The organism is Mesorhizobium sp. SARCC-RB16n (genome assembly GCF_008520305.1).
In the GTDB taxonomy this organism is placed as follows: domain Bacteria; phylum Pseudomonadota; class Alphaproteobacteria; order Rhizobiales; family Rhizobiaceae; genus Mesorhizobium.
In genome coordinates this window covers 49,545-73,685 of record NZ_ML703272.1, presented here as the reverse complement: position 1 = coordinate 73,685, position 24,141 = coordinate 49,545, and the positions used below count along the sequence as shown (strand labels likewise).

The 24,141-nt window shown below is 59.2% G+C and carries 19 protein-coding genes, 1 tRNA gene and 1 pseudogene; 14 read left to right on the top strand and 7 right to left on the bottom strand.

Features of this window, described 5'->3' with window-relative positions:
• Positions 1-205: 205 nt before the first annotated feature.
• The 8 genes and pseudogenes from C7I87_RS20960 to C7I87_RS20925 all read left to right on the top strand — a co-directional run bounded on the left by C7I87_RS20960 (position 206) and on the right by C7I87_RS20925 (position 6,169).
• A pseudogene (locus C7I87_RS20960) lies at positions 206-1,858 on the top strand (hypothetical protein).
• Positions 1,859-1,953: 95 nt separating this feature from the next.
• Complete coding sequence (locus C7I87_RS20955) at positions 1,954-2,436, top strand: group II truncated hemoglobin (protein ID WP_149906002.1); 483 nt, start codon at positions 1,954-1,956, stop codon at positions 2,434-2,436.
• A 32-nt stretch (positions 2,437-2,468) separates the two neighbouring features.
• Complete coding sequence (locus C7I87_RS20950) at positions 2,469-2,582, top strand: putative glycolipid-binding domain-containing protein (RefSeq protein WP_246696333.1); 114 nt, start codon at positions 2,469-2,471, stop codon at positions 2,580-2,582.
• Positions 2,583-2,659: 77 nt separating this feature from the next.
• Positions 2,660-2,735 (top strand) — tRNA-Trp (locus C7I87_RS20945).
• A 110-nt stretch (positions 2,736-2,845) separates the two neighbouring features.
• The gene (locus tag C7I87_RS20940; RefSeq protein WP_149906001.1) at positions 2,846-4,060 is read left to right on the top strand and encodes a site-specific integrase; all 1,215 of its coding nucleotides are present in this window, start codon (positions 2,846-2,848) and stop codon (positions 4,058-4,060) included.
• Between the two features lie 220 nt (positions 4,061-4,280).
• Positions 4,281-5,345, top strand: a complete 1,065-nt coding sequence (mobQ, locus tag C7I87_RS20935) for a MobQ family relaxase (protein WP_149906000.1) — start codon at positions 4,281-4,283, stop codon at positions 5,343-5,345.
• A gap of 38 nt (positions 5,346-5,383) precedes the next feature.
• Positions 5,384-5,698: a hypothetical protein gene (locus C7I87_RS20930; protein WP_149905999.1), complete on the top strand. Its 315-nt coding sequence runs from the start codon at positions 5,384-5,386 to the stop codon at positions 5,696-5,698.
• A 21-nt stretch (positions 5,699-5,719) separates the two neighbouring features.
• The gene (locus C7I87_RS20925; protein ID WP_149905998.1) at positions 5,720-6,169 is read left to right on the top strand and encodes a hypothetical protein; all 450 of its coding nucleotides are present in this window, start codon (positions 5,720-5,722) and stop codon (positions 6,167-6,169) included.
• Between the two features lie 115 nt (positions 6,170-6,284).
• Here C7I87_RS20925 and C7I87_RS20920 read toward each other — a convergent pair whose 3' ends face one another.
• The 5 genes from C7I87_RS20920 to C7I87_RS20900 all read right to left on the bottom strand — a co-directional run bounded on the left by C7I87_RS20920 (position 6,285) and on the right by C7I87_RS20900 (position 13,191).
• Entirely contained in the window at positions 6,285-7,343 is a 1,059-nt protein-coding gene (locus C7I87_RS20920; protein ID WP_149905997.1) for an NAD-dependent epimerase/dehydratase family protein, read from the bottom strand.
• A 92-nt stretch (positions 7,344-7,435) separates the two neighbouring features.
• A complete protein-coding gene (locus C7I87_RS20915) occupies positions 7,436-10,015 on the bottom strand; it encodes a M48 family metalloprotease (RefSeq protein ID WP_149905996.1) in 2,580 nt (859 codons plus the stop codon).
• Positions 10,012-11,736, bottom strand: coding sequence for a type IV secretory system conjugative DNA transfer family protein (locus C7I87_RS20910; protein WP_246696332.1), 1,725 nt, complete (start codon positions 11,734-11,736; stop codon positions 10,012-10,014). The genes C7I87_RS20915 and C7I87_RS20910 overlap by 4 nt, the downstream gene beginning before the upstream one ends.
• Positions 11,737-12,016: 280 nt before the next feature.
• Entirely contained in the window at positions 12,017-12,319 is a 303-nt protein-coding gene (locus C7I87_RS20905) for a hypothetical protein (protein ID WP_149905995.1), read from the bottom strand.
• Positions 12,319-13,191 (bottom strand): phage integrase N-terminal domain-containing protein, encoded by an 873-nt coding sequence (locus tag C7I87_RS20900; RefSeq protein WP_149905994.1) that lies wholly within the window; start codon positions 13,189-13,191, stop codon positions 12,319-12,321. Before C7I87_RS20900 ends, C7I87_RS20905 begins: the two co-directional genes overlap by 1 nt.
• A gap of 937 nt (positions 13,192-14,128) precedes the next feature.
• Here C7I87_RS20900 and C7I87_RS20895 point away from each other — a divergent pair.
• Positions 14,129-14,341, top strand: a complete 213-nt coding sequence (locus tag C7I87_RS20895) for a hypothetical protein (protein ID WP_149905993.1) — start codon at positions 14,129-14,131, stop codon at positions 14,339-14,341.
• Between the two features lie 9 nt (positions 14,342-14,350).
• Positions 14,351-14,707, top strand: coding sequence for a DUF2958 domain-containing protein (locus tag C7I87_RS20890; protein ID WP_149905992.1), 357 nt, complete (start codon positions 14,351-14,353; stop codon positions 14,705-14,707).
• A 138-nt stretch (positions 14,708-14,845) separates the two neighbouring features.
• Here C7I87_RS20890 and C7I87_RS36505 read toward each other — a convergent pair whose 3' ends face one another.
• Positions 14,846-14,968 (bottom strand): hypothetical protein, encoded by a 123-nt coding sequence (locus tag C7I87_RS36505; RefSeq protein ID WP_281409066.1) that lies wholly within the window; start codon positions 14,966-14,968, stop codon positions 14,846-14,848.
• Positions 14,969-15,230: 262 nt separating this feature from the next.
• Between C7I87_RS36505 and C7I87_RS20885 the strand changes: the two genes are divergently transcribed.
• From C7I87_RS20885 to C7I87_RS20870, 4 genes are all read left to right on the top strand, one after another.
• Complete coding sequence (locus tag C7I87_RS20885) at positions 15,231-15,767, top strand: hypothetical protein (protein WP_149905991.1); 537 nt, start codon at positions 15,231-15,233, stop codon at positions 15,765-15,767.
• 222 nt (positions 15,768-15,989) lie between these two features.
• Positions 15,990-18,770, top strand: a complete 2,781-nt coding sequence (locus C7I87_RS20880) for a class I SAM-dependent DNA methyltransferase (RefSeq protein ID WP_149905990.1) — start codon at positions 15,990-15,992, stop codon at positions 18,768-18,770.
• Positions 18,767-20,821, top strand: coding sequence for a DEAD/DEAH box helicase (locus C7I87_RS20875; RefSeq protein ID WP_149905989.1), 2,055 nt, complete (start codon positions 18,767-18,769; stop codon positions 20,819-20,821). The genes C7I87_RS20880 and C7I87_RS20875 overlap by 4 nt, the downstream gene beginning before the upstream one ends.
• Entirely contained in the window at positions 20,818-21,996 is a 1,179-nt protein-coding gene (locus C7I87_RS20870) for a GIY-YIG nuclease family protein (RefSeq protein ID WP_149905988.1), read from the top strand. Before C7I87_RS20875 ends, C7I87_RS20870 begins: the two co-directional genes overlap by 4 nt.
• 9 nt (positions 21,997-22,005) lie before the next feature.
• Here the strand turns inward: C7I87_RS20870 and C7I87_RS20865 are convergent, their stop codons facing one another.
• Entirely contained in the window at positions 22,006-23,871 is a 1,866-nt protein-coding gene (locus C7I87_RS20865; RefSeq protein ID WP_149905987.1) for a DUF262 domain-containing protein, read from the bottom strand.
• Positions 23,872-24,141: the final 270 nt, after the last annotated feature.

Genomic DNA, 24,141 nt, shown 5'->3' with positions numbered 1-24,141 from the left:
GCACCGTCGGTGCCGGCATCGTCGTCACCATCAAGGAATAATCGAGACCGGCTTCTGCTGGATCGATAAGAAAGGGCGGTCTTCGGGCCGCCCTTTTTCGTTTTCGTGCGCCTCGCGGCGCAAGCACTGCGAGGGTTGTTTCAAAGCTGTTGCAAGCGCCATGGCTGCAACTAGTATAGGTTGCACTGAGGGAGCTTTGCCAACAGTGGTTCCAAGGCGCCGTTTCGATGGGAAGGCATGGCGGTTGTGGGCACTGGTTTGCCTCGTCGTGGCCATGCTGCTGCCTGTTCTGACAGCGCGAGCGGAAGATGGGCCTCCCGACATCCCGCCCATGCGCTTTGTCGTCGTGCGCAGCAACGCTCCGGGATGCGAACCCAACTGCCCTGAGTGGATATCGGCCGACGGTACCATCGCGGCGGGCACGCCGTCGCTCCTCAAGCGCACGCTCAAGGCGCTCAAGGGAAGGCAATTGCCGGTGGTCGTCAATTCGCCCGGTGGTAATGTCGATGCGGCGCTGGCACTTGGCCGGATGATCCGCAAGAACAAGCTCGATATCGCCGTCGGCGTGACGGTTTTTTCCGGTTGCCAGCCGGAAATGGGAAACTGCGGGGACAATAAGGGCAAGGATGCCGACTATTTCGGGATGGCCCATGACGACGGAGCCATGTGCAATTCGGCCTGTCCGCTGATGTTTTCCGGCGGTGTCCGCCGCGTGGTCGGAGATTTCGGCTATCTCGGCGTCCACCAGATCACCACCACATACCACCGGGAGAAGCTGCTCTACCGGACCACATACCGGATCGTGAACGGCAAGAAGAAGATCATCAGCACCAGGGTGGTCAGCCGCAAAAACGCAGGCAGCTACAAAACCTACGAGATGAGCAGGACCGTCGAGAAGACGCTTTCGGCTTACCTGAAGGAAATGGGGATAGGCGACGGCGTACTGGAAATCATGAAGGCCACGCCGGCCAGCGAGATTCGTCAGATTCCGCTCGACGCCATGTTGACGATGAAGCTGGTCACCAGCCGGGACGCAGTAGATCTGTTGACCATGGCAAGCCTCTGCGCGCTGGAGCAGCCGGCCACGAACTGCCGGGAAATAGCTGGACCGGCAAACAAGACGGCGCCATCGGCTGCCCTCAAGCTTATGACTGCCGTACCCGTCCAATCGGACACCGCGAAGGCCGGCGGGGACATGCGCTTTGTCGTGGTTCGCGGCAGCAATCCGTTGTGCAACCCCGACTGTCCGGAATGAATATCGGCCGAAGGTGCGATCACGAGCCAGACGCCGCAGAAGCTGCGGCAGTTGCTGGCCACGCTTGGCAATCGGCGGCTGCCTATCGTCATCAGCTCACGCGGAGGCGACCTGCCCAGCGCTCTCGCAATGGGGCGACTTATCCATGAAAGAAAGCTCGACATCGCTGTTGCCCGGACCGATTTCGTCGACTGCGACCCCGGCGCATGGAATTGCCTGGCCAAGGAAGGCGCCTATGCCGGATTGAGCATCGATGCGGGAGTGGAGTGTGATTCTGCCTGTGCGCTCATGGTTGCCGGCGGTGCCAGACGGCTTGTCGGCCCCCGGGCGCGGCTCAGCCTCTATCCGATGGGACAGAAGCTGGTGGTCAAGGCCTACCTCGACGAGATGGCGATCGGCCCCGCTCTGTTCGCGGCGATCGAGCGACGCTCGACCGAGGGACAACTTGACCCGGACATGATGCGCAGGGTTGGACTGACAACGGGACCGCAATCGGTCGATGCGCTGACCGGTTCCACGATTTGCAAGGCCGTTGCCAAGCCCGACAATTGCCGGGGCCTGCCAGCCGCCAATGCACAGGCCGACGCACCTGCCAAGCTGTAGAAGTACGGCGGCGTCGGGAACTGCCCATCGAGGCAGGTTGAGCCATACTCGATTTCCGCTATCGTCGTGGCCGCGGGGCCGGCGAAGGATCGAGAATGAGCCAGGACGTTCCGACACTCTACGAATGGGCCGGCGGCAGCGACGCGCTGAACCGGCTGACGCAAACCTTCTATGACAAGGTGGCAAAAGATCCGGTCGTTGGCCCGGTGTTCAAGCACATGTCGCCGGACCACCCCGCCCATGTCGCGGCCTTCATCGGAGAGGTCTTCGGCGGACCGAAAACCTACAGCGAAGACTTTGGCGGCCATCGCGAAATGGTGATGCATCATCTAGGCAAGCATTTGACCGAGGAGCAGCGCCGCCGCTGGATCAATCTTCTCGCCGACGCGGCGGATCAGGTTGGTTTGCCCGACGATCCGGAATTTCGTTCCGCCTTCATGGGCTACGTCGAATGGGGATCGCGGCTGGCCAAGATGAATTCCAATCTCGGCGAGACCTGTGATCCCGAGACCGAACCGATGCCGGCCTGGGGCTGGGGCGTGCCTGGCGGGCCGTACCGGGTGCCGGGCGCAAAATAGCTTCCGGTTGCCAGGGAGGTGGATGAGCCTCGATGAGGGCAGGCGATACCCTCTATGAATCGCGCGCCAGCGACTTCAGGCGGGAGCTGGAGATCGATGCCGATGGGCTGGTCGTCGACTATCCCGATTTCTGGCGCAGGGGTTAAGGCATGTTTGCTTGCAAACCGCTCTTTACAGAGCGTGCGGAAGCTTTTAGGAAGCGCCTGCGCCGAAGCGCACGTGTACGGGCATAGCTCAGTTGGTAGAGCGGCGGTCTCCAAAACCGCAGGTCGTAGGTTCGAGCCCTGCTGCCCGTGCCATTTTCCAAGGAAAATCAGGCACTTAAAAATCGCCTTGCGAGGCTTGGAAGCCGAAAGTAGCCTTACACATCTCTTGCACAAACTTGCACGGCCGCAGGGAGTGTTCGGCGATGTCGGAAAAGCACACGATTCTGGAAGGCAAAGTTCACGTCTATCGGCGCAACGACAGCCCGATTTGGCAATGTTCGACGTACCTCAAAGGCAAAAACTGGCGTACCAGCACCAAGGAAGACAGCCTGGCACGGGCCAAGGACTGGGCCGAGGATTGGTATTTCGGTCTCAAGGACAAGGGCCGGCGCGGCGAGTTGGTCACTGAAAAGACCTTCAAAGACGCGGCCGACCAGTTCATCAGCGAGTACGAAGTGCTGACCGAGGGGGAGCGGAACGCCCGTTGGGTCAAAGATCACTATCGACGCGTTCGTACCTATCTGGTGCCGTTCTTCGGCAAAATGGGCCTCTCGACCATCAATGCCGGCACGGTTCAGGAGTATCGCATCTCCCGGATGACCCCGGCAGAGGGCAAAAAGCTTCCCTCACGCAGTACGCTGCACCACGAAACCGTGACCCTACGTCTGGTTCTGAAAACCGCTGTCCGCCATCGCTGGGTGGCGCATCTGCCCGACATCTCCCAACCTTACAAGAAATCCGCGAAGGTCGTTCACCGCGCCTGGTTTACACCAGAGGAGTACAAACAGCTGTACCAAGCGACGCGGGGCCACGCCAAGGACGCGCGTGCCGTCAGCCACAAAGCCCAGAAGGGAGAGCAGGCCCATCGGGTGTGGCTGGCCGAACAGCTCCACGACAAGATCCTGTTCCTGACCAACACGGGCCTTCGGCCGGACGAAGCCAACTGGCTTGAGTATCGTGATGTGGAGGTGGTCAAGGACCAGGCGACAGGTCAGAAGATCCTGGAAATCCAGGTGCGCGGCAAGCGTGGGGTCGGGTACTGTAAAAGCACGTCCGGCGCCGTGTTCCCGTTCCAGCGGATGGTCGCCCGGAACAAGCCCAAGCCCACGGACCGGGTGTTCCCGGTCGACCATAAGAAGCAGTTCAACAGCATCCTGGACAAGATCGGCCTGAAGCTCGACCGCGAGGGCAACCGGCGCACGCTGTACTCGCTCCGGCACAGTTACATCAGCTTTCGGCTGCTAGAGGGCGCCGACATCTACCAGGTCGCCAAAAACTGCCGTACGAGCGTTGAGATGATCGAGAAGCACTATGCCGTGCATCTCAAGAACCGACTGGACGCGGCAGCCATCAATGTCCGGAAGGCCAGACCGGCCCAGCGGAAGAAGCCTGACACAGCGGAGCTGGTTGACAACTAGGCGCTTGCCATCGCCTGATGGGATAGCTGGAAAATTTAGGGAAATCAGTCTCGATGCGTACAGCGCACCTACGCATCGCCCAATGTGTACGCATTGACACGTTGGGGGCGATGCTTGCTCGGTTTTCTGACCGGTTGCGGGGCGCAAACCGGAGAAAACCGGCAGATGCGCCAAGGGGGAAACCCCCTTTGGAAACCCCGTCCGAGCGGTGGAGAGGCCCGTGGCCATTTACCATCTGAATGTCAAAAACATCAGCCGGAGTGAGGGGCGCTCCATTGTGGCGGCCGCCGCGTATCGTGCGGGCGAGGTGCTGCCCAATGAGGCCGAGGAGCGCCTGTCGGATTTCGGCGGTCGTCGTGATGTCGTGGCGACCGAAATCCGTTTGCCTACCGGAGCACCAGAATGGATGGCCGAGCGCGCCAGCCTGTGGAACGCGGTGGAGGCCGCCGAGAAGCGCAAGGACGCCCGGCTGGCCAAGGAGGTGGAATTCGCGCTGCCCCTCGAACTGCCGCGCTCGGCCTGGCTCGGCATCGCGCGAACCATGGCCGACGCCTATACGGCGCAGGGGTTCGTGGTGGACCTGGCCATTCATGACGACGGCGCGCGCCGCAATCCCCATGTCCATTTGTTGATGACAACCCGTGTCGTGGGTGAGGGCGGGTTCGGGCTGAAAATCCGCAGCGCGGATGGGAAGCAGTTCGTGACCGAGGCACGCGCCTTGTGGGAGCGGATTGCCAACACGGCCTTGGCCAAGGCCGGAATTGAAGTGACCATTGACAGCCGGAGTTATTCCAAGCGCAAGCTGGAGCAATTGCCGGGACGGCACCGCGGCCCCAATCCGCAGGAACGGCGGAAACGCAGGATCCACGCACAACGGGAGAGGGAACAGATGGCACCCAGAGAACCTGACGAAGACCTGCCCGTGCCTGATCCGGATGGGTCGCCGATCCATCCGCAGGAGTTGGCCGTTGCCGAGGACCGTATGCTGGACGATATGCATCGCCCGGCCTTGGCCGAGGCAGGGCATGCCCAGGGCGACCTAGAGGCCGCCCGGGTGGCCGTGGACCAGCAGAATACCCTTGAGATGAGCGAGGACGATGCTGCGGCCTACCGGCTCGGCCCTGACAACCTGCTGGACTGGCTGGAGGACAAGACCCGGCCGGAGGACGTCCCGACGCTGGAGCGCTGGGAAAACCACCTTGACTGGCTCGATACCGAGCGCCAGGACCCTGCTGCCGGCCCGGTCGACAACCGGTGGCCCGAACCGGACCGCGAGCGCAGGTAGCACTTGCAGGATCTCTGCCACCGCCCCATCATGGATGTATGACCAAGGTATTTGGAGGCTCCATTTTCGCAATCCGTGAACTCACGGAAGAGCAGCGCGCGAAAACGCGTAAGGAACTGGAATTGCTGGAAACGGACCTGATCCGTTGCCGCAAGCGCCTCGCCTACTGGACCCTCCGCAAGACACAGGCTGAAACGATTCCCGGCATCCCTGAGGAGTTGCGCCAGAGTGCGTTCTATTTTCAAGCCCGTGCCCAGGAACTGGTGAGCTCGAGTGAAAGGCTCCGGGCTTTTCTCATCGTCGAACTGCAAGACCAGCCGGCGCATTTGGCCGCCTACCACTACCAGCACTAAGGGTGCTTCTGGAGACGCACGATGGATAACAAGGCGGAGTTGGAGCAGCTGCATCAACGTGCGCATTCACTGGAACAGTCGATCGCTGACATGGACACCGAAATTGAACGCGCCACCCACGATCTTGCCGGTGGAGGCGATCCGGGAGCGCTGATTTCTTTTTTACAGGAACGTCGCAATGCGCAACTCGGCCTGACCCATGACCTCGGCAAGGTCGGGGCGGGGATCGAGCGGCTGGAAAACCTCCTCCGTGAGGAGCAGGAACAGCCGCAGGAGCGACTTGCTGCTGACAAGTGGCAGGAGCACCAGCCACTTGCCCAGGAGGACCACCTCGACTGGTTCAAGGAGAAATTGGCGGAAAACCCGCCGCAGTTGGACGAAATTGATGAGGCCGAGCGGCTCGTGCTGCAGGACATGGAGCGCGAGCCTGGTCCCGACGACCATCTCGACTGGTTCCCGCGCCGAGGGTAGCTTCTGGGCACGGGAATGCCCGACAAGCTCTCTTCTCCGCTCAACCACAGGCGCATTAGACTAGCCGCGGTGCAGTACGACAAGGCAGTTCTGTAGCCGACCGCCGGGTCGCCTTTTAGATCGCCGCGCGACCACTGGCGGCCGGCGGATACTGTGCCAGCCAGCGATCCTCACTCACATAGTCGAAAGGATCAAAGCTATAATCGCCGAACACGGGCAATTCGGCCAGCCAGTTTCCAGCTGAGTGCAATTGACTAAGCCAGTCGCAGACCGCGCCAATCGTTGCAGCATATGGCAGCGGGGCGAAACCCAAAGCACGTGCAGCAGAACTGTCGATCATGAATGGCTTGGGAATAGACCAGGGGGTCGAGCCAATCTTGGCCGGATAAACACCCGGCTCGTCCTCAATCAGAACAAAGCGCCCCTCGAATCCAAGATGTCGCGCGATGGTTGAGCCGATCTCCGCGACGGTCAAGCAATGCTCATCACCGATATTCAAAACGCGAGTCCCAGGCATCCCAGCGAGGATGCCTATCAAGCCAGCGATGTTTGCTACTGACGTGGTATGAAAGCGGCTCTCTCCTCGATACGCGAGCGGAATAGCAGGGCGCTCGTCGAGCATGCGCTTCACGAACCACCACTCTCGGGCGTGGCTTGAGTTCACACCATGGATCGCGCAAGGGCGCAGGATCGTGACTGGTGTGGTTGCATGGTTGAGCAGCCGCTGCTCAAGGGCAATCTTCTTGGCGGAATAGTTTTGTGACCCTGGTGATACCGTCTTCTGCAACTCCGTCACGGCCTTGGGAAAATCGGGGAAACAGTCACTTCCAATCGCGTCATCAAGTGTACGTCCGAGGTCGTCGCAATACACGCTGCTGGAGGAGATGACGACGAAAGCGCCGACATCGTCCTGCACCTGCAAGAGTTGGTCTGCATGAACCGCATCGAAGGCGATGGCATCAATTAGCAAGTCCGCACCGCGGCCAATCACCGGGGCTAATCCACGCCCGCGATCATGAATGATCTCGTGAGCGCCTCGCTCGATCAGCCGCTGGGAAAGCAGTCTATTGCCGCGATGCATGATGGAGACATTCCACCCATCGCGAAGCAGCGTCATTGCCGCAGCCTGCCCGATCTGGCCTGTTCCCCCAACGATAATCGCAGAACGTGCCATTGTATCACCCCTGTCCATTACAATAGCACGGAAAAGGGTCACTCCACTCGGCAGCACAAATCATGAGCGCTGATCTGCAGAATTTGTAGAGTTTACCGAACGCAAACCTGTCGCGTCACCTCGCAGGGGCGACCATTGCGCTGATAGCACTCGGACAGCGCCATTTCTTCGGCATCCTGTATGGTCGGCTCAAGTTGGAGCGCGTAGCGCGACTTTCTGGATACTGGAGCGACCCGGGCCACGGCGGCACAGGTATTCCGGAAGGTCTGTCTCACCGCGCATTGGCTTCCGCCGCTGAATTGGCCACATTCGGCCAGGGCCGCATCAGACGCCTCCTGCTCGCTGCCAAAGCTGCGGTCCGTCAGAATGATGGTTCCGTTGCCGGCGACGGCAAACGCCCCGTAGCCACCCTGCCGCCCCGGTGGAGGCGGGCGTACGGTCGGCAACTCGATTTGCGCCGGATTTTCGGATGGATTTGTGGTCAGATTGACAATCTGGTTCTGGAGGTCCTGGATTTGCTTATCAAGGCCGGCGCGGGCCATGTCCCGGGTGGCGATCTGGCCTTTCAGCTCTAGGTTCATATCCCGCAAGACATCATTCCGATGGGTCATTTCATCCCGGTCTGCCGTCATCTTGGACAGTTGGTCGGAAAGGGACGTTGTCTGGGCCGGCAATGCCGGCTGAGATGTTGGCTTCTGTAGTGCGGCCAACTGCGCCATCAGTCTCGTCCGGTCGGCATTGGCGGCATCGAGCTGCAACAGCATTTCATTCGTGCGATCGGGGGCTTGTCCTGTTTGTTGAACCAACCGGCGCCTGAGATCGAGTATCGTGTTTCGCAGGTCATCCCTTTGGGAGACGAGGTCTTTCACCTGGGTGGTGAGCTCGCCAACCTGCGCACGCATCGCGTCAGCCCCGGAACCTGAAGGAGCGGGGCGGGCAGGTACTGGGACGTTGGCGGCCGCCGCTGCTTGTATTCGAGCCTTCTCCTTGGCGAGGGTCGCGCGATCGGTGTCGAGCCGTGCCTCCGCGATTTTGAGCGCTTGCTCACGCTCCCCCAGCTGTTTGTCACGGGCCTTCAATTCGTCGTCGCCGAACCAAGCTTCCTTTGTGGCAATCACCCAGCCCCAAGACGACGACAAGGCGTGACCTGCCGACACCCTGGTGTCATCGAACCGGCGATCGAGCGCGTAGAAATTAATGATCGCGGGCGCCACCACGGCTAGGGCGACGCATGCCGCGCCCAAGACCAGCAGCCGCCGCGTAGTGACTCTGGCACGCAGAGCCGAGCTTCTGCGTCGCGCCCACCGGGCACGCGCGGACATGCGCAGCTTCGCCCACAAGGAAGGCTTGGCAGCGCGGGCGGGTTCGGCGAGGCCAACGCCCTGCGCCGGATAGGCGCCCGTGGCCGGGGGCTGGCCGCCGGTCGGGTCGGCAATAGACTCTGCAATCGCATGAGCGTCTAAAGCCTTCAGGCGCGCTTGCAGGGTCGGATGCGTGGAAAAGAGGTTGCCGAAGTCCATTCCCCGGAACATCAGGTAGCCGTAGTGGTGCTCCTGGGCGGTCGGCTTATCCGGCATCTCATGAATGCGCTTGAGCGAGCGGGCCATCGCGTCGGCCGAGGTCACGTGTGCACCGACGGCGTCGGCGTGGAACTCGCGGTTTCGGGAAATGCCTTTGGTCACGAGTTCGGAGGCGATAAAGACCGTTTTCCGGACAACAACACCGGTGCCCCAGGCGAGATGTGCGTTCAGCCGTGCGTCGGCCCGCTTCTTTGAGGCAGACACCGCAAAGATCATTCCGACCACCGTCAGGATGTTCACCACACCGACCAGCATGCGTTGAAAACCCTCGGCAAACTGCATCCTCGCTATGTCTTTGTGCAGAATGTGGCCGAGCTCATGCCCGATGATGGCGTCCAGTTCGTCTCGCTCCAACGCGAAGAGCGGCTGGCCGATCACCACCATGGAGGATTTCTGCCTCGCGCCCATGGCAAAAGCATTCACGACGTTGGTGATACCGACCGCTGGCTTCGGCAAGTTGAGCTTTTCGGCAAGGCCATGCACACGCTCGGCCAGCCAATGACTATCCTCAACCAACGTGACCCCGAAACTGCTGCGCACTTGACGTGAGGCACTTACAATGTACTTCCCGCCGAACATCAGGCCGAGCACCGACAAGGCCAATCCGACTTGCAGCGGTCGGTCGGCGTAGGGGCTCCACATGAAAAAATCGAAAGGCCCCCACTGCCTGAACCAAACCATCACTGCGAGCCAGCTCAGCACGCAGCAACTCAGTACGAGGATCGCAGAAAGCTGCAGGGCCGTCGGCAACCATGAACGGTTGCGCGGCCTCAGGTGTTGTGTGTCGCCGGCATTCTGGGCTGAGAACCCCAGGAAGGCGGCGGGACGCGGTGCGTAGCGCAAGAGCAGCATTCGGCCGAGGCGGATACCGGCGCGGAGCTGATAGAAAACCAGCGCGATATCGGCTCCCCACACGATCAACGAAAGCATCCTCCACGGCCACGGGACCAGGGCCCACCCCAGGGAAAGTGCGTCGGGATGCCATACGTTGATCGCGATCCAACTGACGCGCAGGGCCGTCACGGCAAGGAGGGTTTTGACCAGGGGACGTAGTCGCGTTTCCGTACCGAATATGGCAGTGGCCAGCGTCATGGCTTGATCTCCGCCATTGTGCCGATACGTTCCATGCAGGTTTTGCTCTCGGTGTAAGACACCAGCCTGGTCTTGAACGGTCGCGCACCCCGCGCATAATTGATGCTCCAGCGCCAGCCGTTGCGCTGCCAGCCCGACAGCAGTTCCATGATTTCGTCGGGCGTCATCAGCGGCCGGCCGAGGAATTGGACCGTGTCGTTGCCCGAACTGCCGGTATTCACCGACGTGTCCCCATACCAGTGTCCCAGCTGGGAGGACCCGCTATGGCCACTGGAGCGGCTCAGGTAGGCGAGCGTTTCGTGGCCGAGGTATTTTCCGATGAGTTCGCTGGTCATCGGATCGTCTACGCCGAAGAACTGCTTGACGGCGCAGTTCAGGAAGGGCTGCCAGCTGTTGCCCGGATAATGCTCCTGCAGGGACATGACATCCTGGAGGAAGAACCACAGGCGTACGCCGGTGCTTGCATGGGTGCGGATCGCCGCACGGAATTCGGGGAAAGGACCGAGGTTCAGAAACTCGTCGAGGATGAAGAGTACAGGGATATCCGGCAGGCGCCTGTTGCTTTCCATGGCGTCGAGGGCGCCCTTGAGCAGAATGCGGAGCCACGGTGCATAGGGCTCCATTTTGCCGAACGGGATATCGATGTAGACCGTGATCGGTCGGTCCTTCAGATCCTCGAAGGAGAAGTCGGTTCCGCTGAGGCTGCGTTGGATATCGCGGTCGCGCCAGAGGGCGAGCTTGCTTTCCAGCGTCGCTTCCAGGGTCTGGAGGCCGCGATCTCGGGTCTTCTCCAAAACCGCCTTGCCGGCCTCCGCAGTGCGCGGGAATTCTGCGAGCTTCTTGGCGACGTCAAGCAAATCCCGACCTTTCTGGGAAGCCAACTGGCAGACGGTCGCGAGAGTGCGCCGATGGGCCGGCGCATTGGACTTTACGTAGATGATCGCTGCGGTCAGGAAACCCGCCGCATCGTCGTTGAAGAAAGCCGAGGCATGTCGGTCACGCGGAAACATCTGGTCCGCAAGCGATCGGGCATCCGAGTCCGTGCGCACCAGCGCCAGCGGATTGTAGCGATGGCGTTCCCAGCCCGAGCCATGGTCGAAGGGCGCAATCCGGTAAACCTCATGGCCGATCGACTTGCGCCACTTCGATGTTTTCTCGAAATGCTCGCCCTTGGGGTCGAGTACCACGCAGCTGCCCCGGTAGCGCAGAAGGTTCGGCACGATCGACGTCACAGCTTTGCCGGAGCGCGTGGGGGCGATGGTCAGCAAATGGCCGTCGTCGTCCCAGTGGACGAACTGGGGTTCGGGGTTGGTGTCATCATCCGGATACCCGCCGAGCAGGATGGACGACGGAGTTTCGAAGGCCGACCGACCGGCAAGGTACAGCTTGCCATTGGGGATTGTTCGCAGTTCCTGGGGCGTCGCCCATCGTGCTGAGCCGTATAACGGCGGCGGATTTGCCAGCTGCGCTTCGCGCTCCAGGCGCGCCTCAAGCTCGCGTTTGGCGCGCTCGATGATGGGACCCGGATCCCGGCCAGAGCGGACGGCAGCTTCCACTGCGTCTCCAACCTCCGGGCCGTAGAGGTCGTCGACCTGCTTCCGCGCCCTCTTCCCCTTGAGATGACGACCGATCTTCAGGCCATACTGGCCCCACTTCATCCCATCCGAAATGTCCTTGGACAAATCGCCCAAGGGATCAAATTTAAAGTCGCCCATTGCCATGCCCCAACCCGCCGGGAGAGTAACAAGCAAAGCCAGGAATGCAACAGGGCTCGCGCCGACAAGCAGTGCAAATAAACACCCAGTCGGCGAGAGATCGTGGCAGAGCCAGAGGCCGTTATCTGAATAACTATTTGTTGACTTAAAACAGCAGGACTGCTGTTCCCGGAAGCCTCCGGAAGCGGAGGCAGAAACAAAGAATCAGGGGATGGACATCCCAATATCTGTTCCGGGGCGAACGCCCCTGATGTTCAAGGTCCTTGAACTTTGCCGTTCCGGCACTTCACCACGAAATCTCAAGTTCCGGGTATTCCGCCAGAATCGACGGCCGATACGCATCCTGTTCGAGACGCGTCGGACGCCAAACGTATTCGAACTGCTCGGAATCGAGCCATTTCTCAAGCGCCTTGGCGGCCTCCGTGTCGGAGAGGTCGAACGGGAACTCCTGAACGATGCGGTAGCGGCGATGGCCCTGCATGGCCGCCTCATCGATGGCGGCGGCGATCATCGCGAGCTTGAAAAGACCCTCGGCGTATTTCGTCCTCTTGCTGGCGGCCATGAGGAAATTGCCTTCTGCGCGTTTCATCAGAAGGCACTCCCTAGATAGGTGTCAGTGATCTTCAGGCGGCTGTGGCCAAGTTCGGCGGAAATCCTGTGGCGCGCCGCACGGTCGGCGGCGCGTTCCGTGCCGGTCATGTCGGCCCAGCGCTTACCCCCTGCCAGCGGGCAGGGCTGGCTGGCCAGCACCGCGTAGCGTTGCTGGGCATACGCGTGCCGGAACCCGTGCGTGTTCCGAAGTCCGGCCTTGAGTGTCTGGTACTCGAACCGCTTGAGGTGTTCGACGTAGCTCATCTGTGCCGGGATCAGGGAGCCGCTTCCGGGGACGAGGCGCAGGACGTGCTCCAGCACGTGACGCTGTTCCAGCGTGGTAACCGGGACGGTCCTTGCCCGCCCGCCTTTCGTCCAGCTCGCCTGTAAGGCGATATGGTCGGCCCGGGCGGCGGCCTGCGGCTGGAACTTCATGGCTTCCTCGCGCCGCAGGCCGAACGCCGCCTGCAACAGGACTGAAGCCTTGATGTGTGGGCATTCGATAGTACCAAGCTTGGCATGGTCGAGGGTCTGGGCCCGGTTGCGGGTGATTTCGCCCCGTTCGGCAACGCCATAAGCGGCGTTGTCGCGGTTGACGACATTCAGCTTGTTGACCTTCTCCGCCCACCAGCGCAGCCAGGTCAGCCGATTGCGGATGCTGGCATCCGACGTGTCGGAATCGTGCCATCGTTCGACAAGAGCCTCGACATGCTTGGGTTTAAGGGAACCGGCGGCCGGCAGCTTGTAGCCGAGGTCCGTGAGGTCGTTTGCCATTGCGGACAGGCCGCGCCGGCGGTTGTTTTGAGTGCCGTAAGAGCCGTCCCGGTTGCGTTGGCACAGCCGCACCAGGTCCATGGTTAAATCGTCCATCTTGCTCGCTTTTTATTTTTTTGGCTGAGTGTTGATGGCCGATGCACGTCCGTAGATCGTGACACCCCGCGAAGATCATTCGCAGCAGGGCCGGAATGCGTAGTCTTCTTTACGGTATGAGCCTCCCGAGCCAGCCGGGTGGCTGGCCGATATGGTTTGCCCTGTTGGGCATCCGGTTACCGAGAGGTCGAAACCGGAGGTGTGCCCGCCGCGGCGGCGCACGTATCTGATGAGCTAGCATTCTGCTCTCCTATGTTTTGGGGGAAATGGTCGGGTGAGATGGATCAGGCAGTCTTTGCCTGCCGGGATATTTGACGGTGTCGCCCGTTAATGCCAGCACGTTGCACCGGAAATGATCACCGAAGCGCAGCGTCATTTGCGCGTCATGTCGTGGCGTTTGCGCGATCCCGGCATCCACCGTGGGTTTGGGGGCGGTCTGTCACTCCCCAATACATTGGCGAGTGACAGACCGCCGGCCGCGCGCATGGTCGGACAACCGTGTCCGATCATGTGCGCCACACTGCTCCTTGCCCCTGGCCAATCGCATTGGCCCTGCCCAGGAGCCGCGTTCGGCACGGCAAGCGGAGGCCCTGCGTCAGGGCCGAAGGTCGATTGATCGATAGCGGGCCCACCTCCGCCATCGTCGGAGATAGGCCCGCGCCGGGTGCCATCCCGCAGGGATGCCCCCCAGCCGTCGCCGCACCTTGGTCGTGCGTGCAAACTTGTGTCGTGACGTCCGATGTCGCGAATGGCCCTGGGTTTTCCGTTGATGGACTGTCCGGAGCTGATGACTGTTCGTTTTAGCCGGCGCGGCCGTCTTGTCCCGTTCCTGCCCGCTCCTTCGCTGCGCTCCCGTGTTGGGGACAAGCCAGCCCTGTGCGCCGTCTCCTTTGGAACCGTCCTCCGGGACAGAAACCATCAACCAAAGGAAACCACTATGACCCTCAAACGCAACACCACGAAACCCGAGCCCAAGATGCCGATCTACCACGCCTACACGGTGCGGGACGGCAAAGAGGGCCAGAACGCCTTCTGGACCCGCATTGGCGCCTTCTTCGCCCACGACGATGGCGAAGGCGGCACGCTCCTCCTCGACGCTCTGCCGCTCGACGGACGCATTGTCCTGCGCGCACCGAAGTCCGACGAGTAGGAGGCCGACATGCAGCTCTTGACCCAAGATCTGCGGAACAAGCTGCTGGCGAATGGTCGCCAGCAGCTTCCCCTCCGCGGCACCGACGGCGAAATCGACTTTGTCCCCGTTGTCAAACTGTTCACGCCGGATGCCGGCGCGACGTGGCTCCTCACTGAGATCGATCCGGAAGACCCGGACATCGCTTTCGGCCTCTGTGACCTCGGGCTTGGTTGTCCTGAAATAGGCGCTGTCAGCCTCTCCGAGCTAGCTACCGTTAGAGGCCGCCTTGGTCTACCGGTAGAACGGGACCGGCATTTCCAGGCGGATAAGCCGTTGTCGGCTTATGCCGCCGAAGCGGTGCGCCTCGGATCAATCCGTGCATAGTCTCTGGCCGGGGCAGCAATGCCCCGGCTATTTGGGTGCCAACGCGTCGGCCCGGCAACCACTTGCCGGCATGCGGGAGGCCTGGACCCGACCTCTCACTCCCACCCACCCTGGTTGCTGATAAATCACAGGCGATCGTCAAAGCCTTGTCGCAACAAGCTTCTTTAATCTTTTTGCTTTGAAAATGCAGAGGGCCGTTTCATAGTTGCGCATCGAAACTGCTTCGGACCGAAGCAGGTGCGCCGCTTCTTCCGCAGCCATCTGGAGGTCCAGACAATGAAACGGCGAATGAAATCCCAAAAACGTTTACGGGTAAGTCACCGGTCGCAAAAACCCGACCCGAATCCAAGTCCGGACACAGTCGGATCACTGATTGCAGCGGTGCAAAAAATCGAGCAGAAGTTGGTGAAGGCAGATCCTGCGATGAAGCGAATAGCGCGGGAAGACATGATTACAGCTCACAAACGATGGCTCAGCCAACAATAATTCAGCGATTCCACCCCCGGCGACGGGGGTTTTCTATATGATTTATAACATTCTTGATGAGGACGATTTCTACCGCATCGCCCAGATCACACGACGCATCATCCGTCGGGAGTTTGGCGTCACCCTCAAAATCAGCCATGTCATGTTGGACGACGCTTATCGGGCGTGGCATCCGATAACGCGCGCCAACATCGAGGATCCCCATCGCGGCCTGGTCGGTGAGGACGGCCATGTTATCGATCCTGACGGATTGCTGAAGGTCATGCGCCAGCAAATCGGCCTTCTGTGCTGTTTGATGGCAGGGCAGCCAAGGCTGTTGAGAGTGGAGCGGGCTCCGAAAAAAGATGCCCAACTGGTCCGGTTCTCGGAAGGGTTGACCAATTATCCCCAGGAAATGTTTGCGATCATGGTCTGTGTTCCAATCTTGCGCAGAGCGACTTTTGCATTGAAGCAGCGAGAGTTCGAGATCACCAGCCAGGCTCTGGCGCGGCTGATTCAGCTTGCCAAGCGCGCGACAACCAAGGTCAGTGAACTCCGAAACCTGGCAGACGTAGTTGATCCGCTTTCCTCGTGATGATCGCCCACTCGAAACCAGCCGTACCGGCCTCATGTGACGTCCGACACATCGGGACGTCTCTGGAGGCAGCTTAACTCGGTGCTTCTTTTGTGAGCACCAGCCGTTCTTGCCCGAATGCATACATCCTGGATTTGGGGTAAATCTTGAGGGACAAAGGACATTGCCAGTGATCAAACCGACTATCTTCTGCCCCAGCTGTCCAGTTGGAGAGCTTAACCGATGAACGCGGTTGAGATTGAACAGGCGATATCGGCCCTTGCGGAGCAGCCGTTTGACCGCGAGGAGTTCCCGTACCTGTTTCTCCAAGCCTTCGGTAACAAGGAAACCACGTTAAAACGGCTGCGCGCCGGCGCATCGAATAAGTCGGACGTAGGCGGCGTTCTCCAGACCAGCAATATCCACATCGCCGTCTCGCCGGCCGGTGAGGTTGGCAAAACGCTGGCGGTCCTCCGGGCTAGCCCTGCGACGGCTAAGGCGAAGGCAAAGTTCGTGTTGGCGACCGATGGCGACGTGTTCGAGGCCGAGGACCTGACGAGCGGTGAAACCGTAGCGTGCGCCTATGCTGACTTTCCGGACCACTTTGGGTTTTTCCTGCCACTCGCGGGCATCACCACCGTACAGCAAATCCGCGAAAGTTCATTCGATATACGGGCGACAGGCCGCCTGAACCGGCTTTACGTCGAGCTCTTGAGGGAGAACCCGGAGTGGGGCACCGGCGCGCGGCGGCAGGACATGAACCACTTCATGGCCCGACTGATCTTTTGCTTCTTCGCGGAAGATACCGATATTTTCATGCAGTCAGGTCTCTTCACAGGCACGATCGAGCGAATGAGCGCCAGGGATTCGGCCGACACCCACTCGGTCATCAGTGAGATATTCCGGGCCATGAACACCAAGACCACCGAGAGGCCGGGCTCCAAGCTGGCCCGCTGGGCTGATGTGTTTCCTTACGTGAATGGCGGGCTTTTTTCTGGCAGTACCGACGTGCCGCGCTTCAGCAAAATTGCGCGTTCGTACCTCCTGCACATTGGCAATCTCGACTGGAAAAAGATCAACCCGGACATCTTCGGGTCGATGATCCAGGCGGTCGCCGACGATGAAGAGCGCGGGGCGCTCGGCATGCACTACACCAGCGTGCCGAACATCCTGAAAGTGCTGAATCCGTTGTTTCTGGATGATTTACGGGCGAAGCTGGGGGAGGCTGCGGACAACCCCCGCATGCTGCTGAATTTGCGCAAGCGGATGGCCAGGATTAGAGTCTTCGACCCAGCGTGCGGCTCCGGGAATTTTCTGGTGATTGCCTACAAGGAAATGCGGGCGATCGAGGCCGAGATTAACCGGCGACGCGGTGAACCCGATTGCCGAAGCGAAATCCCTCTCACCAATTTTCGGGGCATTGAACTTAGGGATTTTCCAGCCGAGATCGCGCGCCTTGCGCTCATCATCGCCGAGTATCAATGCGATGTTCTCTATCGGGGCCAGAAGGAGGCCTTGGCCGAATTCCTGCCGCTGGATGCCATGAACTGGATCACCTGCGCCAACGCGTTGCGATTGGACTGGTTGAGCGTCTGCCCGCCGACAGGGACAGGGGTCAAATTCCATGCCGATGATCTCTTTCATGCGCCACTCGAACAGGCTCAGATCGACTTCGAGAATGAGGGCGGGGAGACGTATATTTGCGGGAATCCGCCATACCTCGGGAGCAAGTGGCAAACAGATGAGCACAAGTCCGATCTCAAGGCGATTTTCGAGGGGCGGACGAATAGCTGGAAATCACTAGACTACGTCGCGGGCTGGTTCATGAAGGCGGCGGACTACGGGACGCGCACCAGCGCAGTCGCGGCCTTCGTGGCTACAAATTCGATTTGTCAGGGTCAACAAGTTCCATATCTCTGGCCTCTAATCTTTCAGACTGGCCATGAGATTGCATTCGCGCATACCAACTTCAAATGGGCCAATCTAGCCAGTTACAATGCAGGCGTCACGGTGGTGATAGTCGGAATATCAAATCACGTTGGAACACGCCGCTCACTTGTTTCAGTGGCGGATGACGGTGCCTTAATTTCCAAAGACGCCGAGAATATCAATGCGTATCTGATCGCCGGGCCGGACGTCATAGTCCATCCGCTCTCCAGGAGCCTTTCTGGCCTTCCAGAAATGGCAAGAGGTAACTCACCGACCGACGGTGGGCACCTAATTCTTGAGCACAGTGAAGTCGCAGAACTCGGCCTCAGCGACGAGGAGTTCGCTCTATTCATTCGCCCGTTTGTTGGCTCAAGGGAATTGATTTCTGGAAGCCGTAGATTCTGCATTTGGATCGAAGACAGAGCCGTAGATAAAGCCCTGGGCATACCAAGCATCAAGCAGAGGATCGAAGGAGTACGCCAGTTCCGACTGGAAAGTCAAAAGGCGGCAACGGTTAAGGCAGCCAACTGGCCATACAGGTTTGATGAACGAAAACCGCTACCGAAGGACCCGGTAATCTGCGTGCCCGTGATCAGCTCTGAAAATCGTCCCTATCTACCTGCTGCATTGCTGGCTAGTGGAACGGTAGTATCGAACAAGGCGTTCACGCTTCATGGCCGTGAATTATGGCCCCTGGCGATTATATGTTCCCGGCTCAACTTGACTTGGGTCGCTGCAGTCTGCGCCCGGATGCGAACTGATTACTCCTACACAAACACCCTTGGCTGGAACACCTTTCCAGTCCCGACACTTACGGAGAAGAACAAGGCCGACCTGACCCGCTGCGCTGAAGACATCATGCTGGTGCGCGAGGCGCATTTTCCGGCGACGATCGCCGATCTCTACGACCCTGACGATATGCCTGTCGACCTGCGCGAGGCGCACGAGCGTAACGATGAAATGCTTGAACGCATCTATATAGGTCGCCGATTCCGTAACGACACCGAGCGGCTGGAAAAGTTATTTGAGCTCTACACCAAGGTTATCGGTGGGCAGGGAGCGACCAATAAACAAAAGGCAGGGGCAAGCGCGTGAACAGAGAAGTGAAATCCGTACCGTCTATTTCGGTCGCCTATGCCCATACAGGGAATTCAACCAAAGCCAATGAGCTCGGCATGCGTCCCATGCAGGAGCGTGCTTTCGATAAGCGAGGTGAACAGTACCTGCTGATCAAATCCCCGCCAGCGTCAGGCAAAAGTCGTGCGCTCATGTTCGTTGCGCTCGACAAGCTGAGGAACCAGGGCCTTAAACAGGCAATCGTCGTGGTGCCGGAAAAGTCTATCGGCTCGAGCTTCAACGACGAGCCGCTGACCAAATACGGCTTCTGGGCCGACTGGACCGTTGCCCCCAGATGGAACCTTTGTAACGCGCCTGGCGCCGATGGCGGCAAGGTCAATGCGTTGGGGGCTTTCCTCGCCAGCAGCGACAAGGTGCTCGTGTGCACCCATGCCACCTTCCGCTTCGCGGTGGACAAGTTCGGGGTCGAGGCGTTCGATAACTGTTTGATTGCGGTCGACGAGTTCCATCACGTCTCTGTCCATCCCGATAACAAGCTCGGTTTGCATCTGGGCCAGTTCATCGGTCGGGACCGCGTCCATATCGTGGCCATGACCGGCTCGTACTTCCGGGGCGACGCGGACGCCGTCCTGTCCCCTGAAGACGAAGCCAAATTCGATACCGTCACCTACACCTACTATGAGCAGTTGAACGGCTACGAATATCTGAAAGAGCTCGATATCGGCTACTATTTCTATTCCGGGTCTTATGCCGACGACATTCTTGTGGTGTTGGATCCGGCCGAAAAGACCATCATCCACATTCCCAATGTTAATTCCCGCGAAAGCACCAAGGACAAGGTCCGCGAGGTTGAGCACATCATTGAGGAGCTGGGCGAATGGCAGGGCGCCGACCCGGTTACCGGCTTCCAGCTGGTAAAAACGACCGACGGACGCGTGCTGAAAATCGCCGACTTGGTCGACGACGACCCTGCTAAACGGGACCGCGTTTCGGCGGCCTTGAAGGACCCGGCGCAAAAGAACAACCGCGATCATGTGGACATCATCATCGCTCTTGGCATGGCAAAGGAGGGTTTTGATTGGATTTGGTGTGAGCACGCGCTGACGGTCGGCTACCGGTCGAGCCTGACAGAGATTGTCCAAATCATCGGCCGCGCGACACGCGACGCTCCCGGCAAGACCCGTACCCGCTTCACCAATCTGATCGCGGAGCCTGATGCGTCCGAGCAGGCCGTCACCGAGGCCGTCAACGACACGCTTAAGGCGATCGCGGCAAGCTTGCTCATGGAGCAGGTGCTTGCACCGAGATTTTCTTTTACGCCTAAAAACGCGGGTAGCGGGCCGGTGGAAGGGTTTGACTACGGGGAAAAGGGCTATGACCCCGAGCAGTGCAATGTTGGGTTTGATCGCCAGAACGGGAAGTTCCAGATCGAGATCAAAGGGCTGGTTGAACCTAAAAGCAAAGAAGCGGCCCGTATCTGCAATGAAGACCTTAACGAGGTCATCGCCTCCTTCGTCCAGGATAAGAATACGATCGAACGGGGTCTGTTCGACCGCGAGCTGGTTCCCGAGGAGCTCACCCAGCTTCGCATGGGCAAGATCATCAAGGACAAATATCCCGACCTGGATGCGGAGGATCAGGAGGCCGTGCGTCAGCACGCCGTGGCCGCCCTCAATCTGACTCAGAAGGCCAAAGAAATAGCCCTAAGTTCGACAGATACTGCGACAGCCGGCAACACCGCTTTTATCCAGGGCGTCCGGCAATTCGCGATGGACGTGCGCGAGCTCGACATCGATATGATTGACCGCATCAACCCGTTCGGCGAGGCTTATTCGATCTTAGCCAAGACGATGAGCGAGGAAAGCCTCAAGCAGGTTGCGGCCATCATTACCGCCAGGCGGGTCAATCTGTCGCTTGAGGACGCGCGGGAACTGGCCAAGCGCGCCCTAGCATTCAAGCAGGAGCGCGGTCGCCTGCCATCGATCACGTCGGCCGACGCGTGGGAGAAGCGCATGGCCGAAGGCGTCGCTTTTCTCGCCCGTAAGACCAAAGAGGCGGCACAACAATGACCGACTTTTCCGACCTTGAATTGTTGGATGCCCTCGGCGTTGAGTTGGATCACGATAAGGCGTCTGCCCGATCTCCACGCGAAGAACGTGTTATCGCGGGATTTGAAGAAATCCAGCGCTTTGTCGAGACGCACGGCCGTCAGCCGCAGCATGGTGAGGGTGGCGACATTTTTGAGAGGATTTATGCTGTACGCCTCGATCGGCTGCGATCTCTGGACGACTGCCGTGTCATTTTGGAACCCCTTGACCGACAGGGGCTCTTGTCGGCCGACACGCAACATCAGGCAGTCACCACTGCGACTGATGATGATGAACTGCTGGCGCTGCTAGGAGTCACTGATGGCGCAGACGGTGATCTTTCTGATCTTCGGCATGTCCGCTCAACTGCCGACCGGCGGGCTGCCGAGGACATTGCCAACCGAGAGCTTTGCAAGGATTTCGAAAAGTTTAAGCCCTTATTCGAGCAGGTGCAGAAAGACCTGGAAACAGGGCTCCGGCAGACAAAGCCGTTTGCGATGAAGGCCGAGATCCAGCCCGGCCATCTGTTCATCGTCGGTGGCCAGAAGGCCTATGTTGCTGAAATGGGGGAGATTTTTTCGAACGCCCAAGGTCGCACCGATGCGCGTCTGCGCGTCATTTTCGACAACGGTACGGAAAGCAACCTGCTGATGCGCTCGTTGCAGCGAGCCCTCCATAAAGACGATGCCGGCCGGCGCATCTCCGATCCCGTCGCGGGGCCCTTGTTTACCCAAGAGAGCGAGGATGGAGACGAGGCGAGCGGGACTATCTATGTGCTACGCAGCAAATCCACTGATCCCGCGGTCGTCGCTAATCGTTCAATTTTGCATAAGATTGGAGTTACGGGCGGCAGCGTTGAACGCCGCATCGCCAATGCGCGGCTCGACCCGACTTTCCTGATGGCCGATGTCGAGATAGTCGCCACCTATGAGCTCTTCAACATTTCCCGCGCCCGGCTGGAAAACGTCATCCATCGGATCTTCGGCGCCGCCCGCCTGGATATCGAAATAAAGGACCGCTTCGGGAATACGATCATTCCGCGCGAATGGTTCCTGGTGCCTCGCTTTGTCATCGACGAAGCCATCGAGAAAATCAGGGATGGCACGATCGCCGGCTACGCTTACGATCCGGCGACCGGCACCCTGCGACTATCATAAGAGCTCAGATTAACGCTCCCAGACGCTCAATGCCCGCTCGAACAGCTGCTCTCCACGGGTCTGAACGGTGCTTTCGTCCCAAACTGACATTTCAAGCAGGCTCTGGTTAATCGGGAGCAGCGAGTGTTTCATCATTTCTGGCCGCTTTTTGTCCCAAGACTGATTGGATTGAGAGGTGTTCAGACCGGAGCTAAGAATCGTCAAATTTCCAAGCGTTTGAATGGCAACCTCGCGCTTCCTGGTAGCCGTCACGCGCGGATCCGCAGGGGAGGCTGAATACAGCTCCGTAAAATCCATGCCTTGCCCACCATCTGGCAACGGCCAGGTTTTGGTCCAGGTTTGGGGCATGATGTGCTCGACGGTTGGCTGGGTGCCGAAAACAACAGCTTCAGACTTTGAGGACATGAACGTCTGATTGAGACGGCTGAAGAGGTGGACCAATTTAGGGCTGTTCAACGGTCCATAGAGCTGTTTGCTTACCCAAGCCTCCCGGAAAGTGGCGTCATCCGGCCAAACCCCGGATTCGCCTGTCTGGGCGAGGAGCAGAGCTTTGAGCTTGGCAGCGCTGAAGCCATCCCTGCGAAGATTGCGCGTGAGCCCGAGGAATATTCTATTGTAGTTCTTTGTGCCGAGATTGCAGACTGCCCGGCGCAAAAGGTACGACTCAAGGATTTCAGATATTGCCTGCCATTCTGTCGCTTCCAGATTGGCATCAAGCAGGGCCAGGAGAAGCGGGTACGCTGTCCTGATATCGTAAGCCTCTAGAAATGTGCATAGGCCGTAGATCTCGTCGCTTTTTTCGGGGGCGATGATGCGGCGAAACTGGTCGCCTTGCCGGGCCAAAGTTTTGAGCTCGGTAGCCACGTCAGGAAAGGGCTTCTCGGATTCAATCCAATGTCGATACTCGATGTAGAGGTGCTTGATGGGGATGTCCTGCCCCTGTCGGCTGGACAAAAAATGCTGCATGAAAAGGTCACTACGCGGTCGCGTCAGACGCCCCTGTTTAACCTCTTCGCGCCAGAATTCTTCATCGAAACGAGCCCAGTATTGCTTGTAACTGGCCTCCACATCGAGGCCATCGCGGCTTGCCCGGAAGAAAATGTAGTTCCTCAGCAGGTCGGCGGGGAGCAGTGGCTGTCCCCGCGCATTCAACGTTTCAAAAATGACCTGTGGATCATCGTCCTTCTGAAGGTCGATCACGACCACCATCAGGGCGTTTCGCAACGTTTGAAAGCACTCGTCAACGCGGGTCGTGAGGGGAAATTCTGAGGCAAGAGGCGCTTCGCCATTCTCACCGCTGAAAAACCCAATTAGTTGCTCGTAGAAAAACAGATAGGCCTCGACCATCCGAGGCCGAGGGTCGGGCTTGCGAGCGTAAGGCTTCTTTCGAAGTGGATGCCTTCTCAGAACTTCGGTGCGACTACCGGAAACAATTACGTCGGTAAATTGAGGTCGATCGAGTTGCGTAGGCCACACTTTAAAGCGGTCCACGGATTGATCGGCCATCATTCCAGTATTCTCCAGAAATTTGGAGCACTCAGCAGCCAGCGCAGGGCACTCTTTCTCGCTGCAGAAGTCTCGGTAGGCCGCGAGGAATATCTGAAGCGTCGTCAAGCGTTGCTGACCATCGATGACTTGGCGCACCACAACATGACCGGTTGGGGTTTGCTTCTGATCGAGGACCATGGCCCCAAGGAAGTGAACAGGAGCGTCTTTGCGCCCATCCAACGCCTCGGTGAACTTCCGCTCAATATCCTCCCAAAGCGGCAGCCATTGCTGCTCTTCGCTCCAAACGTATTGCCGCTGAAAAAGCGGCACCTCAAGCCTCTGCTTGGCATCAAAAACAGCTAAAAGTGAAGTCTTGTGAACATCCATACTGCGATATGACATCAAAGCACAGGGCCGTCGATAGAAATGGTGGTGCCAAAGTGAGCTTGTGGAAAAAAATGGCGCTCAGGATACCTTGTGACGAATTCACTGCTTTTGGAAATGGATCGATGGCACCCTCGCCGGGGCGGTCGGTCCCGCGTCCCGCCTGTGGCGGCGCTATGCTGGCGCTCCTTAGGCCGCCCTGTTGAACCGGTCTCAGGGCTACAAACTTTCTCGACTGACTTGGGTACCGCTGGCGGGCATTTCGGTGCTTCA

What these genes read in the sequence shown, in the direction of transcription:
- C7I87_RS20955 (WP_149906002.1), top strand. Translation starts at nt 1,954, where the DNA reads ATGAGCCAGGACGTTCCGACACTCTACGAATGGGCCGGCGGCAGCGAC.
- C7I87_RS20950 (WP_246696333.1), top strand. Translation starts at nt 2,469, where the DNA reads ATGAGGGCAGGCGATACCCTCTATGAATCGCGCGCCAGCGACTTCAGG.
- C7I87_RS20940 (WP_149906001.1), top strand. Translation starts at nt 2,846, where the DNA reads ATGTCGGAAAAGCACACGATTCTGGAAGGCAAAGTTCACGTCTATCGG.
- C7I87_RS20930 (WP_149905999.1), top strand. Translation starts at nt 5,384, where the DNA reads ATGACCAAGGTATTTGGAGGCTCCATTTTCGCAATCCGTGAACTCACG.
- C7I87_RS20925 (WP_149905998.1), top strand. Translation starts at nt 5,720, where the DNA reads ATGGATAACAAGGCGGAGTTGGAGCAGCTGCATCAACGTGCGCATTCA.
- C7I87_RS20920 (WP_149905997.1), bottom strand. Translation starts at nt 7,343, where the DNA reads ATGGCACGTTCTGCGATTATCGTTGGGGGAACAGGCCAGATCGGGCAG.
- C7I87_RS20915 (WP_149905996.1), bottom strand. Translation starts at nt 10,015, where the DNA reads ATGACGCTGGCCACTGCCATATTCGGTACGGAAACGCGACTACGTCCC.
- C7I87_RS20910 (WP_246696332.1), bottom strand. Translation starts at nt 11,736, where the DNA reads ATGGCAATGGGCGACTTTAAATTTGATCCCTTGGGCGATTTGTCCAAG.
- C7I87_RS20905 (WP_149905995.1), bottom strand. Translation starts at nt 12,319, where the DNA reads ATGAAACGCGCAGAAGGCAATTTCCTCATGGCCGCCAGCAAGAGGACG.
- C7I87_RS20900 (WP_149905994.1), bottom strand. Translation starts at nt 13,191, where the DNA reads ATGGACGATTTAACCATGGACCTGGTGCGGCTGTGCCAACGCAACCGG.
- C7I87_RS20895 (WP_149905993.1), top strand. Translation starts at nt 14,129, where the DNA reads ATGACCCTCAAACGCAACACCACGAAACCCGAGCCCAAGATGCCGATC.
- C7I87_RS20890 (WP_149905992.1), top strand. Translation starts at nt 14,351, where the DNA reads ATGCAGCTCTTGACCCAAGATCTGCGGAACAAGCTGCTGGCGAATGGT.
- C7I87_RS36505 (WP_281409066.1), bottom strand. Translation starts at nt 14,968, where the DNA reads ATGGCTGCGGAAGAAGCGGCGCACCTGCTTCGGTCCGAAGCAGTTTCG.
- C7I87_RS20885 (WP_149905991.1), top strand. Translation starts at nt 15,231, where the DNA reads ATGATTTATAACATTCTTGATGAGGACGATTTCTACCGCATCGCCCAG.
- C7I87_RS20880 (WP_149905990.1), top strand. Translation starts at nt 15,990, where the DNA reads ATGAACGCGGTTGAGATTGAACAGGCGATATCGGCCCTTGCGGAGCAG.
- C7I87_RS20870 (WP_149905988.1), top strand. Translation starts at nt 20,818, where the DNA reads ATGACCGACTTTTCCGACCTTGAATTGTTGGATGCCCTCGGCGTTGAG.
- C7I87_RS20865 (WP_149905987.1), bottom strand. Translation starts at nt 23,871, where the DNA reads ATGGATGTTCACAAGACTTCACTTTTAGCTGTTTTTGATGCCAAGCAG.